Here is a 12,076-nt window from a genome sequence, read left to right on the forward strand (position 1 = left end):
ATGTAGGGTCGCCATTTATGGCGACCAGATCTCTGTTGCACATTTCATAAAACATCACTGCACGAAGCGTGTTCATTGCCCGCGCACAAACTGTATTACCCTAACATCTCTAATGACTTGTTTTACTTTTCGCGTGGGCAACGGCATGGCTAACAAAACACTGTATGAAAAACTGATCGATCAACATGTGGTTCGCAAATTAGACGATGAAGGGCATGTGCTGCTCTATATCGATCGCTCGATTCTGAATGAATACACCAGCCCGCAGGCGTTTAGTGGCCTGCGCGATCGCCAGCGTCCGGTACGCAATCCGGGCACCATTCTGCTGAATGTCGATCACGTCAATCCCACGCGACCTGAGCGTGATGACGCGATGACCGACACCGGCGGGCAGTTACAAGTCGATTACTTCCGCCAAAATGCCGCGCATTTTGGCATCGAGCTGTTCGACGTGCTGGACCCGCGTCAGGGCATCGAACATGTGGTGGCGCACGAGCAAGGTATGGTGATGCCCGGCATGGTGATTGCCGCAGGCGATAGCCATACCACCACTTACGGTGCGTTTGGCGCGCTCGGTTTTGGCATTGGCACCTCAGAAATTGAACATCTGCTGGCAACGCAAACCCTGATTTATCGCACGTTGAAAACCATGTTGGTGACAGTCAGCGGCGAGCTGCCGTTTGGCTGCTCGGCGAAGGACATCATCATGGCGCTGATCGAGCAGATTGGCGCCTCGGGCGCGACCGGTTATGCCATTGAGTTTGCGGGGGCGGCCATTGAGGCGCTGAGCATGGAAGGGCGCATGACGCTATGCAACATGGCGGTTGAAGCCGGTGCGCGCGGTGCGATTATCGCACCGGATGAAAAAGTATTTGCCTATATTGCAGGCAAACCGCAAATGCCAACCGGCGAGCTGTGGCAACAGGCCGTTGCTGAGTGGCGCGATTTGCGTAGCGATGCAGACGCGCACTTCAATAGCCGCATCGCCATCGATTGCAGCGATCTCGAACCGAAAGTGACCTGGGGAATTAGCCCGGATCAAGCCAGCGCCATTACTGGCCGTGTGCCCGATCCGGCGCAGGAAAAAGATGCGGTAAAACAGCAAACGTTGCGCAGCGCGCTGAAATACATGGGGTTGGAACCCGGTACGCCATTAGCGGAGATCGCCATTACGCACGCTTTTATTGGTTCATGTACTAACGGCCGCATTGAAGATCTGCGTGCCGCCGCCGCGATTATCGACGGCCACAACATTGCGCCACACGTGCGCGGCATTATCGTACCGGGATCGACGCAAGTGCGTCAGCAGGCAGAACGGGAAGGTTTAGCCGCGATTTTCGTCAACGCCGGTTTCGAATGGCGTCAATCGGGCTGTTCGATGTGTCTGGCGATGAACGAAGATGTGTTAGCACCCGGCGATCGCTGTGCGTCCGGCACCAACCGCAACTTCCCTGGCCGCCAGGGCGCAGGTGCCCGTACGCACTTAATGAGCCCGGCGATGGTGGCCGCCGCCGCGATTGCCGGCCATCTGGTTGATGTCCGCAAATTCATGACTGCAGAGGTTTAATATGCAAGCGTTTAACAACATTACGGGCACGCTGGCGCCATTGCCGGCTGCCAATATTGATACTGATGTGATCATGCCAAAGCAGTTTCTCAAAGGCATCGATCGGCAGGATTTGGATCGCGGCGTGTTCTTTGATCTGCGTTTTCTGCCTGATGGCAGCTTGAATCCCGACTTCATTCTCAATCAAGCCGGCTGGGAAGATGCCGCCTTCTTACTGGTGGGCGCCAATTTTGGCTGTGGTTCCAGCCGCGAACACGCAGTTTGGGGACTTAATCAACTCGGCATTCGCGCCATTATTGGCACCAGTTTTGCGGGCATATTCGATGATAATTGCCAGCGCAATGGGGTTTTGACGCTGACGTTAAGCGAAGAAGATTATCAGCAGCTGAGCGAAGCAGCGAACGATCCCGCTAAAAATCTCATCACCGTGTCGCTGGAACAACAGGTAATCCTCTTCAATAATCAAAGCATTGCGTTCACCGTTAGCGCCCTAAAACGTGAGATGTTATTGGGCGGCGGCAGCGCGGTGGACTGGACGCTGCAATACGCAGCCGATATCACCGAGTTTGAAGCCCAGCATTTTGCCCAGCGTCCGTGGCTGAAACGCGGCAACACCGTACAGGATGCCCAGTATGAGTGAGATTACGCCACGCGGTGATTCACCCTTTATCGACGGCTTTACGCTGAGTGATGTGCGACTGGCGAACGGCGTTACATTGCGCGTCGCCATTGGCGGCGAAGGTCCGCCTTTGCTAATGCTGCACGGACATCCGCAAAATCATTTGGCGTGGCGCAAGATTGCGCCGCAGCTGGCGCAAAAGTATCGCGTGATTCTGCCAGATTTGCGCGGATACGGTGACAGCGACAAGCCGCCGAGTGATGAGACGCATCGTCCTTACTCGAAACGCGTGATGGCCCAGGATATCAGCCTGCTGATCGAGGCTTTGGCATTAGAGCGCGTGGCGTTTGTCGGTCACGATCGCGGTGCGCGCGTGGGCCATCGGCTGGCGCTTGATCATCCGGATAAACTTTCATGCTGCGTATTTGTCGATATTGCGCCGACTGCGACCATGTATGCGTTAACCAACAAAGCCTTTGCGACGCGTTATTTCTGGTGGTTCTTCCTGATTCAACCTTATCCCTTACCCGAAACCATGATCGGTCACGATCCGGCTCTATTCCTGCGTAAACACATTGATGGGCAATTAAAAACCCCGGGCGCCACCGACGACATCATATTCAACGACTATCTGCGCTGTTATCAAACTAAAGAGATGATTCATGCCGTATGCGAGGATTATCGCGCCGCGGCGACGATCGATTTAGACGATGATGCGCAAGACAGCGATAAACGTATTGAATCGCCGCTGCTGCTGTTATGGGGAGAAAAGGGCACGGTTGGTCAACTCTATAACGTGGTGGAAACCTGGCAAGATAAAGCGCGCAATCTACAAGGCTACGCGTTACCTTGCGGTCATTCGCCGCATGAGGAAGTGCCCGAACTGTTTTTAAGCCAGCTTCAGCCCTTCCTGGATTCTGTGTTATAACCGGCTAAATTTCTCTAACGCCGTGATGGTTATGAAGATACTGCTTGCCGGGAAACGTTATCAGAAGCCGCTTCAGGGATGGCCGTCGGTCGAAGATTTGTATGTATTTATCAGCGTGGCGCGCTATGAAGGTTTTGGCCGCGCCGCGATTGAACTCGGTCAGTCGCCATCCTATATCAGCAAACGTATTGCCATCCTCGAAAAGCAGCTGGAAACCCGGCTGTTTTTCCGCACCAACCGCGTGATGCGCTTGACGCCAGAAGGTGAAAAGGCACTGGAAGGCGCGCTGCACGTGGTGCACGAAATGGATTCCTTCCTCAATAACTTCCAGCAATGGCGCGGTGAACTCACCGGCGATCTTACCGTGGCCTGTTCATTTGGCTTTGGTCAGGACTATTTATCCGATGCGATTGCCGAATTTATGACGCGCCATCCTTCGCTGAACATTAAACTGATGCTCAGCGATCGCGATATTGATTTATTGCAATCCGGCATTGATGTGGATATTCGCGTTGGTGATGAATTCAATCACTCGTACATTGCCAGAAAACTGGCGGATAATCGGCGGATTTTATGTGCCTCCGCCGCCTATTTAGCGCAGTCACCACCGCTTCAGACCTTAGATGATTTGATTGATCACAGTTGTCTTATTATTAATGAAAATAATAATACCTTCGGTCATTGGACGTTAAACGATGGTGAAAACAAGACCGTTTGCCGATTAAATAGTCATTACTCTTCTAACAGTGGCAAGGTTATTCTGAATTGGGCGCTAAAATCTCACGGCATTGCTTTACGTTCTGCCTGGGATGTCGCGCCTTATTTAGCCGACAAGCGTCTAATTCATATTTTGCCGCAATGGTATCAGGAAGCGAACGTGTGGGCGGTTTATACCCAGCGCGCATCTGAATCCGCGCGGATTAAAATTTTTATCGATTTTCTTGCTGACTATTTCGCAGAAAAAAGCCTGCCTATGATGAGTGGCAGGCTGTGAATTCAAGCTGGGAGAAGGTCAACATTAGCCATAAGCCACTTTGCTATTGATGTGATAAAGCGTTGCGGTGGCAGCCATCACGTGCTGACCATCGTGCGCCGGTTCGTGTGATTCCACTTCGGTAATGTGATAACCCACCGCGCCCGCGGCAAGCGCTTTCTGCACGAAGGCATCATTCAGTTCATCCATTGAGGTCGCCCAGCTCACGGAAGTCAATCCGACGGGATGAATGGAAGAGAGTTCACGGTGGGTTAAATCGCCACGAATTAAAACGGGTTTAACCGATTGCGGTGTGAAAATAGAAATTACGTCATTAATTAATTGTTTCATGGCGATACTCCTCGAAAATAATAGCTGAGCACTTGGCTGAAGCTACGAATTTAGCAATGGTCTAAAAGTGATTATCAATCCCAAAATGTTCACGACAGGTGATGATTGCCGTTAGGGTTAATAAACACCTTTTGACGTTAAGCGTTTTAGCTTTAATTGCTAATTAGTTGTTAAGAAAGATTCAGCCACAACTCATTCAAACTTTCGCGAGTATTTTTTCAACTGGTTACATTTGACGTTGGTAAAAATCGATCTGCACATTTTGCAGCGGCGCGATTTAACGCGCAATAAATTGCGCCGCTGCGATGTACAACCTAACTTTTCTGTTAAAACTCGCGCTGCCCGCCCAACTCAATGACCCGATTGGGTGGAATATTGAATTGCTCATGCGCGCGCTGCGCGTTGCGCTGGCAGAAATGAAATATTCCCCCTTTAATCCGCATCAAACCTTTTCTTTTCTTCATCACCAGCGTGTCATGCGAGGTGAAGAAAGAGGCTTCGTTCACGGTACATCCTAATCCTTCCAGCCCGCACAGATGCAGAATCTCAGCCATCGACGGCGTTTCGCGCCAGCCGTAAGCGGCGGTGACTTGCCAGAACGACGGCGACAACTGCGTGATGCTCAGGCGTTTCTGGTTATAGACGCGCGGTATATCAGTGGTGCGGATATGCAGCAGCACCACACGTTTATGCAGTACGCGGTTGTGTTTGAGGTTATGCAGCAGCGCCTGCGGAATCTCATGCTCTTTACGTGAAAGGAAGATGGCGGTGCCAGGCACACGGCTGGGCGGATTGGTTTCCAGTGATCGCACCAGCGCCATTAGGCTTTCGGGATCGTTATTCAGTTTACGGATCAGGCGATTACGCTCGCTACTCCAAATCAACATCAATCCCATCATGCTCAGCGCCAGCAGTACCGGCACCCAACCGCCAGACAGCAGTTTCATCAGATTGGCACTAAACAGCGGCACATCAATGCTTAGCATGCAGAGCAGGAAAATGAGCGCCACTGGCAGCGGCCACTTCCAGTTACGCAGCGCCACCACGCCCGCCAGGCAGGCGGTAATCACCATGGTACCGGTCACCACAATGCCGTACGCGGAAGATAGCGCCGAAGATTGACGGAACGCCAGGACAATCACCGTTACCGCGACAAACAGCAGCCAGTTCACCACCGGAATGTAAATCTGCCCTGATTCGGTATGCGAGGTGAATATCACGCGCATCGGCGGCAGAAATCCCTGACGAATCGCCTGATGCGTCAGTGTATAAACGCCGGTGATCACTGATTGCGCCGCAATGACCGTGGCCAGCGTTGACAGTACAATCAGTGGAATCTGTCCCCAACCTGGCGCGAGATTAAAGAATGGATTGTTGATGGCCTGGGCATCAGCAATCACTAATGCGCCCTGACCAAAGTAGTTGAGCACCAGCGCGGGCATGGCGATCACCAGCCAGGCCATGCGAATCGGCGCTTTGCCCAGATGTCCCATATCGGCGTAAAGCGCTTCCGCACCGGTTACGGCCAGCACCACCATGCCAAGCGCGGCAAACGACAGCGCTTTGTGGCTGAGCAAGAACGTCAGCGCATAAGAAGGATTCAGCGCGTAAAGCACGTCGGGATTGAGCAGGATGCCGCGAATGCCTAACAGGGCAATCGACACAAACCAAACAAACATCACTGGCCCGAACACCTTGCTGACCTTTTCGGTGCCGTGTTTTTGAATGATAAACAGCAGCGTAAGAATCGCCACTGCCAGTGGCACCACATATTTATCCAATTCTGGTGACACCACTTCGATACCTTCAATTGCCGACAGCACCGATATTGCCGGTGTGATCACGCCATCACCGTAGAAGAATGCACCGCCAATTAAACCCGCTAACACAATGATATGCGAAGCTTTGGGTCCGACATGTTGACGTGCCAGCGACATCAGCGTTAGCACGCCGCCTTCGCCATCATGATCGGCGCGCATCACGAAGCAGACATATTTCAGCGTCACGATCAGCGTCAGCGCCCAAAAAATCAGCGATAGAAATCCCATCACCGCGGTAGTGGAGATGGCGCCATTAGGCAGAATAGACAGGCACTCCTTGAGGGTGTAAAGCGGACTGGTGCCGATATCCCCAAACACGATCCCGGCCGCCGCCAGCATGCCGGCCGGCAAGGATTGTTTTTCGCTCTGACTCATAAATTTCCTGTTGTTGATCAGGTGTAAGGCTAATGACGGCGAACATACCTGTTTGCGGCTAATGCGAAAAGTGGCAGGCGAATTTTTAAACAGCATTTTTACGCATTTGACTGATATTTTTACGCCATTTTTATATCGCGCTCATTTTTCACTCTAAGCGTAGTGCATCCTTCGGGAACGCACTAAGGCCTGAATAACCCCTTTCAGAGATATATAAACCAATGCTCACTGGGTCGGTTTTGCTCGCTGCAGTGAGCAGTTCATTTATTCATCATTTACTCGCAGTGACATAGATTTTCAATTAGCGCTATACACGGCTTTTTCCTGTATACAAACTTGTAGGTTGAAAAATATGAATACAGTATTAATAACCGGTACAACTGGATTTTTGGGGGGTGCCGTGGTGGTTAACCTGCTCAATAAGAACGATGATTATCGACTTCTTTTGTTAGTGCGAGCTAAAAGTCAGGAGGAGGGATTAGTCAGAGTGAAGGGAAACCTCATTAAATTTGGCGTCCAGGACAGTCATTTAAATAGGTTAACCCACGATAATATCTTAATTGGCGATCTTGCTAAGCCGGAATTATTCGCTGACGATCCGCGTTTGAATGAGGTTACCCATGTTCTTAACTGTGCAGCCGTGGCCTCATTTGGCGCGAATCCTTCTATCTGGAAAGTGAATGTTGTAGGTACTTTTTCCTTTGCCAGCAGGATGTCGCGGGTGAAGGGGCTTAAGCGCTTTGTTCATGTCGGCACCGCCATGTCATGTGCGCCTGAAGCAAATTCGCTGGTAGTGGAGAGCGAATTAAATACGCAACGCGAACAGCACGTTGTCGAATACACGTGGAGTAAAGCGACCGTCGAAAGAATGATGAGCGAGATGTTACCCAGCCTGCCGTTAGTGATTGCGCGGCCATCGATTGTGGTGGGGCATTCTGACTGCGGTTGCGCACCGTCACCAAGTATTTTTTGGGTGTTCCGCATGGCGTTAACGTTGGGGAAATTTATGTGTAAGCTGGATGACCGTATTGATGTGGTGCCCGTGGATTATTGTGCCGATGCGCTGGAATTACTGCTGACGGCGCCCAACGTGGAGAAGAAGATTATTCATATTTCTGCGGGCGAAAATAGCAGTGTGACATTTGCTGAGATTGATAAGGCGATGGCGCAAGCGTCGGGACAAATTGCGGTTGCTGAGACCTACAAGAAAGTAAATTACCGCGAACTGGCAGAAAGCAAAGCCTCATTTTCTTCATTGTTTGGTCCCTGTAATGAACGTATTGTCTTACGGGCAATGAATTTGTACGGCCATTTCTCAAAACTGAATGTGGTCTTCAGCAATGAAAAATTACTGCAGCTAGGTATGCCACCTTCATCGAAATTTACCGAATATTTGCATCATTGTGTCGATTCAACACGTAATGCAACCATTGCGGAACTAATGGAAGTGGATTTTAAATAATTTTAATCCTTAATTTAAACCGCGCAGGAAAACCCTGCGCGGTTGCCGTCAAATTACCAGCCTTTAATAATATCGCCTTTATAAATTTCGTTAGCTTTATCCAGCACTTCCTGCGAATGGAATGCTTGTTTCAGTTTCTGCACGTTTGCACTGTCTTTGTTGTCTTCACGCGCCACTATCGCATTGACGTAAGGTGAGGCTTTGCCTTCCATAAACATGCCATCGCGCGAGGCGGAAAGATTGACCAGTGCGGCAAAGTTGTTGTTGATGATTGAAATATACACCTGCGGATCGTCGAGCGTACGCGCCAGTTGCGGCGTATCAACTTCAACAATTTTCAGCTTCTTCGGATTGTCAGTGATATCCAGCGTGGTAGGCAGCAGGCCCGCTTCCGGTTTCACTTTGAGTAAGCCTTGCGCCTGCAGCAGCAGCAGGCTGCGGCCAAGCGTGGTGGCTTCGTTGCTGAGGGTCACAGTCGCACCTTCCGGCAACGCTTTCAGCGATTTAATCTTGCGGGAGTAGCCAGCAATCGGGAACACGAAGGTGTTGGTGATCACGGCGAAGTGGTAGCCGCGCTCTTTAGATTGCATCTCCAGATAGGGCAGACTCTGAAACGCGTTGGCATCGACATCTTTATTAAACAGCGCTTCATTCGGCTGTACATAATCATTAAAAGCAACCACATCAACATCCAGTTGATATTTGTCGTGCGCAACTTGCTTCACGGTGTCCCATAGCGCCTGGTCAGGTCCGGTATTAATGGCGACTTTGATTTGATTTTCATTATCTTTGTTACAGCCACTCAGCAATGCCACGGAAGCAGCCAGCAGCGTGGTGAGTAAAATTTTCTTCATTGCGCAGATCCCCTCTTAACGTAGGAAAGGGACTATAGTGGATATCTAGACGTCTGTACATCCATCTGCGGTGCGTTCGCCTATAATTCGTTCAAGCGGGTGACTGCTGCAAGCAGGTAATATATTTCTCGCCTGATTGCATTACGATTCGCCGTGCATCAGTAAGGATTTCACGGTGTTCAAATGCGCCATACAACCGTTCAAATTCTCGTGCCGCCAGCCGATGTGTGATATCGCTGACTGATGCCGCCGATAACGGCAACATATTCGGATAGCTCCACATAAAGGACACCGCATCAGCGCCTGGCGTGACTTGCACGATATCGCCGCTCAACAGCACGCCGTCTTCGTGCGCCCAATGCAATACGCATCCGCCGGCAAAATGTCCGCCAAGGCGAACCAGCTTTACCTCCGGCACAATTTCCAGCTCGTCATTTTGCCAGAGCCTGATATGCGGGCTATCACGCATAATCCATTCGCTATCGTTAGCGTGCAGATAAATGGGAGCATCAAACGCCGCCGCCCAATCCTGCATAGTGGTGTAATAGTGCGGATGCGATATAGCGATGGCATGAATACCGCCCAGTGCGGTCACGATTGCTGCGGTGGCATCATCAAAATTGGCGATGCAATCCCACAGGATATTGCCGTGCGGTGTTTGCAGCAAAAACGCGCGTTGATTTATGGCAAAACCCGGCACGGTTTGCAGGCTAAATAGGTTGGCGGCATGCTGCTGCCATTTATTGCTGTGCGTGGATTGCAGGCTATCAAGTGAAGTCCATTTTTGCCCGCTGGCAGGCACAAATTGCCGTTCATCCTGACATATTTTGCACTGTTCAATTTTCACTGCTTGTTCGTCATAAGAGGTGCCGCATGCTGTACAGAGCTTGATCATTATGTCTTCCTCACGCCTATTTGAGATTCATTCTAGAAGCTGGAATCAGGACGTGCGCACTAACCGACACTGATATAGGGAAGCGGAAAGGGTTACGTTAAGCGTGTGGCTGCAACTGATAAATCCACGCCGTAACCTGCTTTCCATCGCGGGTGGTGACATCAACTTCAACCCGGTCATAGCCATCTTCAAACGCATCCAGCATCGGCCAGTGTGGTTCAAGTTTGTCTGAGGTAAACAAATAACCCGGAACGCGTGGCCCATTTTCCTGTAACACTATGCCGGGAAAATCTGCTGCCGCGCCCCAACCACGCTCGTAGAAAGTGCCGGAAACCGATCCCGCCAACCATTCACCGCCGATGTCTTCCAAAATATGCGCATTCGAATGGCCTGGCTGGAGCGTACCGTAAACAAATAAACGTTTCATTTTCCCTCGTGAAATCATGCAAAAGAGTGACTTTAACCCTGTGTTGCAGCGATGTCATCCCGCAGTTAAACCGCATGACAACACCGCCCAATATGCGATGTGCGGTGCGGTAAAAGTGGCTATTCTGAAGGACCCGCGAAGAGAGGTAAAAGATCAATGTTGAATAGTTCGAGCATTTCTCGCTGCAATATAAAACGCTATCCGCAATCGGCTCAGTTCGATGGCAAAAGGTTTAACAATAAGATTCCACGCCAGCAGTTAGGATTTATTCAGTTCGCCAAACTATTCTGGGATTTTACCTTTAATAAACCGAAAAATGGCGCACCCAATGTGGCGCTACCGGTAATAAACCTCGACGCGCAGCAGCTTGCGGCGGCCGCGGATAATAGCGTATTTCGCCTCGGGCACTCTTCATTACTGTTTAAAATGCAGGGCAAATATTGGCTGACCGATCCGGTATTTACGCAGCGTGCCTCGCCATTTAAACGCTTCGGTCCCAAACGCTTCCAGCCTGCGCCGATTGCACTGCAAGATTTGCCGCCGATCGAAGGGATCATCCTGTCACATGATCATTACGATCATCTGGATTACCACACCATTTTGCAGCTCAAAGATCGCGTACGCCATTTCCTGACGCCACTTGGCGTCGGCGATTTGCTGCTATCGTGGGGCGTGGCGCAGGAAAAAATTACCCAGCTGGATTGGTGGGAATCAAGGAATATCGGCGGTATTCATTTTGTCGCGACGCCATCGCAACATTTTTCCGGACGCGGCATGTTCGATAGCAATAAACGGTTGTGGTGCTCCTGGAGCATTATCAGCGATGATTTCCGTCTGTTCTTTGGCGGGGATTCCGGTTACTTCGACGGTTTCAAACAGATCGGCAATAAATTCGGCCCGTTTGATATGGCTTTTCTTGAGAACGGCGCATATGACCGGCGCTGGGCCGATATTCATATGCTACCGCAAGACACCATCAACGCATTTTTAGATCTCAACGCCAAATGGCTGTTCCCGATTCACAATGCTGCTTTCGATCTGGCGTTTCATCCATGGAACGATCCGCTTAATCAAATCGTGGCGCTGGCACAAGAACATCACATCAAGTTATCGATGCCGCAAATCGGGCAGGGCGTGCAATTTATGCAGCCGCAGGAAGAGAAACCGTGGTGGTAAAGAGCAACCCGATTGTTCAGGCAATCGGGTTTATTGGGTTTTGTCGTCATACCGGTTACGCAGTTGCGTGCAGAAAAATGGTGTCGCTTCGGGCATTATTTTTTTGATGTGAATTACAGTGTTATGCGCTCACGCCAAAATGCGTAAGCACAAACCATGATAACCAGTGCCGACGTAAGTGTATTAACAGACCCATAAACCTGTATCAGATGATCGATAATTATGTTGTGTAAGCCTTCCGTATACGGCGGTGGGTTACTGATTTTAACGGTAATGATCCACAGTAGGACGATCACAACAAAGCGGCCGATCAACCAGCCAGCGAGGGGAAGCGTCAGTGCGGACATTTTGCTGAATTTGGCTTTATGCGTTAACCATACAAAACAGCCTAATGGAATCAAGGCGGGGAGAATATTGCTGGCGTATGAAACAAAGAGCTGCCAGACAGGGATGTCATACTGTTGCAACACTTGCCACGACAATATGACTTCGGAAAGCAAGGTTCGGTAGAGTAATAAGAAGCAGATAAAACCCCAAATAACGGCAATTCTGAATGTCGCGCTCATCAGTGACGTCTTCCTTAGCGAACGAAGACGCCACTGTACCTGCAGATAGGCTGTCGAGCCAAA

Annotated in this window: 12 protein-coding genes; 6 read left to right on the top strand and 6 right to left on the bottom strand. The window is 50.5% G+C overall.

Going from position 1 to position 12,076, the window contains the following annotated elements; genetic code table 11:
• Positions 1-145: 145 nt before the first annotated feature.
• Genes leuC through ACRQ84_RS20175 form a run of 4 tightly spaced genes read left to right on the top strand, consistent with a single transcriptional unit; the run spans position 146 to position 4,108 of the window.
• On the top strand, positions 146-1,567 hold the full coding sequence (gene leuC, locus ACRQ84_RS20160; protein WP_483818382.1) for a 3-isopropylmalate dehydratase large subunit: 1,422 nt from the start codon (positions 146-148) through the stop codon (positions 1,565-1,567).
• Between the two features lies 1 nt (position 1,568).
• Entirely contained in the window at positions 1,569-2,207 is a 639-nt protein-coding gene (gene leuD / locus ACRQ84_RS20165) for a 3-isopropylmalate dehydratase small subunit (RefSeq protein WP_483818383.1), read from the top strand.
• On the top strand, positions 2,200-3,114 hold the full coding sequence (locus tag ACRQ84_RS20170) for an alpha/beta fold hydrolase (protein WP_483818384.1): 915 nt from the start codon (positions 2,200-2,202) through the stop codon (positions 3,112-3,114). Before leuD ends, ACRQ84_RS20170 begins: the two co-directional genes overlap by 8 nt.
• Positions 3,115-3,145: 31 nt before the next feature.
• On the top strand, positions 3,146-4,108 hold the full coding sequence (locus ACRQ84_RS20175) for a LysR family transcriptional regulator (protein WP_483818385.1): 963 nt from the start codon (positions 3,146-3,148) through the stop codon (positions 4,106-4,108).
• Positions 4,109-4,132: 24 nt separating this feature from the next.
• Here ACRQ84_RS20175 and ACRQ84_RS20180 read toward each other — a convergent pair whose 3' ends face one another.
• Positions 4,133-4,438 (bottom strand): YdgH/BhsA/McbA family protein, encoded by a 306-nt coding sequence (locus ACRQ84_RS20180; protein ID WP_483818386.1) that lies wholly within the window; start codon positions 4,436-4,438, stop codon positions 4,133-4,135.
• Positions 4,439-4,764: 326 nt separating this feature from the next.
• On the bottom strand, positions 4,765-6,633 hold the full coding sequence (kup, locus tag ACRQ84_RS20185) for a low affinity potassium transporter Kup (protein ID WP_483818387.1): 1,869 nt from the start codon (positions 6,631-6,633) through the stop codon (positions 4,765-4,767).
• Positions 6,634-6,985: 352 nt separating this feature from the next.
• Here kup and ACRQ84_RS20190 point away from each other — a divergent pair, with 352 nt between their 5' ends.
• Entirely contained in the window at positions 6,986-8,095 is a 1,110-nt protein-coding gene (locus ACRQ84_RS20190; protein WP_483818388.1) for an SDR family oxidoreductase, read from the top strand.
• Between the two features lie 53 nt (positions 8,096-8,148).
• Here the strand turns inward: ACRQ84_RS20190 and ACRQ84_RS20195 are convergent, their stop codons facing one another.
• The 3 genes from ACRQ84_RS20195 to ACRQ84_RS20205 all read right to left on the bottom strand — a co-directional run bounded on the left by ACRQ84_RS20195 (position 8,149) and on the right by ACRQ84_RS20205 (position 10,271).
• Positions 8,149-8,949: a MetQ/NlpA family ABC transporter substrate-binding protein gene (locus tag ACRQ84_RS20195; RefSeq protein ID WP_483818389.1), complete on the bottom strand. Its 801-nt coding sequence runs from the start codon at positions 8,947-8,949 to the stop codon at positions 8,149-8,151.
• 91 nt (positions 8,950-9,040) lie between these two features.
• On the bottom strand, positions 9,041-9,844 hold the full coding sequence (locus tag ACRQ84_RS20200; RefSeq protein WP_483818390.1) for an MBL fold metallo-hydrolase: 804 nt from the start codon (positions 9,842-9,844) through the stop codon (positions 9,041-9,043).
• 97 nt (positions 9,845-9,941) lie between these two features.
• Complete coding sequence (locus ACRQ84_RS20205; RefSeq protein ID WP_483818391.1) at positions 9,942-10,271, bottom strand: gamma-glutamylcyclotransferase family protein; 330 nt, start codon at positions 10,269-10,271, stop codon at positions 9,942-9,944.
• A 156-nt stretch (positions 10,272-10,427) separates the two neighbouring features.
• Between ACRQ84_RS20205 and ACRQ84_RS20210 the strand changes: the two genes are divergently transcribed.
• On the top strand, positions 10,428-11,447 hold the full coding sequence (locus ACRQ84_RS20210) for an MBL fold metallo-hydrolase (RefSeq protein WP_483818392.1): 1,020 nt from the start codon (positions 10,428-10,430) through the stop codon (positions 11,445-11,447).
• Positions 11,448-11,560: 113 nt separating this feature from the next.
• Here the strand turns inward: ACRQ84_RS20210 and ACRQ84_RS20215 are convergent, their stop codons facing one another.
• On the bottom strand, positions 11,561-12,013 hold the full coding sequence (locus ACRQ84_RS20215; protein WP_483818393.1) for a hypothetical protein: 453 nt from the start codon (positions 12,011-12,013) through the stop codon (positions 11,561-11,563).
• Positions 12,014-12,076 lie beyond the last annotated feature (63 nt).

Source organism: Pantoea sp. E2023-21, assembly GCF_051302795.1.
In the GTDB taxonomy this organism is placed as follows: domain Bacteria; phylum Pseudomonadota; class Gammaproteobacteria; order Enterobacterales; family Enterobacteriaceae; genus Pantoea; species Pantoea ludwigii_A.

Bases quoted from the DNA above. Each gene is read 5' to 3' on its own strand.
- leuC (WP_483818382.1), top strand. From the start codon at position 146: ATGGCTAACAAAACACTGTATGAAAAACTGATCGATCAACATGTGGTT.
- leuD (WP_483818383.1), top strand. From the start codon at position 1,569: ATGCAAGCGTTTAACAACATTACGGGCACGCTGGCGCCATTGCCGGCT.
- ACRQ84_RS20170 (WP_483818384.1), top strand. From the start codon at position 2,200: ATGAGTGAGATTACGCCACGCGGTGATTCACCCTTTATCGACGGCTTT.
- ACRQ84_RS20175 (WP_483818385.1), top strand. From the start codon at position 3,146: ATGAAGATACTGCTTGCCGGGAAACGTTATCAGAAGCCGCTTCAGGGA.
- ACRQ84_RS20180 (WP_483818386.1), bottom strand. From the start codon at position 4,438: ATGAAACAATTAATTAATGACGTAATTTCTATTTTCACACCGCAATCG.
- kup (WP_483818387.1), bottom strand. From the start codon at position 6,633: ATGAGTCAGAGCGAAAAACAATCCTTGCCGGCCGGCATGCTGGCGGCG.
- ACRQ84_RS20190 (WP_483818388.1), top strand. From the start codon at position 6,986: ATGAATACAGTATTAATAACCGGTACAACTGGATTTTTGGGGGGTGCC.
- ACRQ84_RS20195 (WP_483818389.1), bottom strand. From the start codon at position 8,949: ATGAAGAAAATTTTACTCACCACGCTGCTGGCTGCTTCCGTGGCATTG.
- ACRQ84_RS20200 (WP_483818390.1), bottom strand. From the start codon at position 9,844: ATGATCAAGCTCTGTACAGCATGCGGCACCTCTTATGACGAACAAGCA.
- ACRQ84_RS20205 (WP_483818391.1), bottom strand. From the start codon at position 10,271: ATGAAACGTTTATTTGTTTACGGTACGCTCCAGCCAGGCCATTCGAAT.
- ACRQ84_RS20210 (WP_483818392.1), top strand. From the start codon at position 10,428: ATGTTGAATAGTTCGAGCATTTCTCGCTGCAATATAAAACGCTATCCG.
- ACRQ84_RS20215 (WP_483818393.1), bottom strand. From the start codon at position 12,013: ATGAGCGCGACATTCAGAATTGCCGTTATTTGGGGTTTTATCTGCTTC.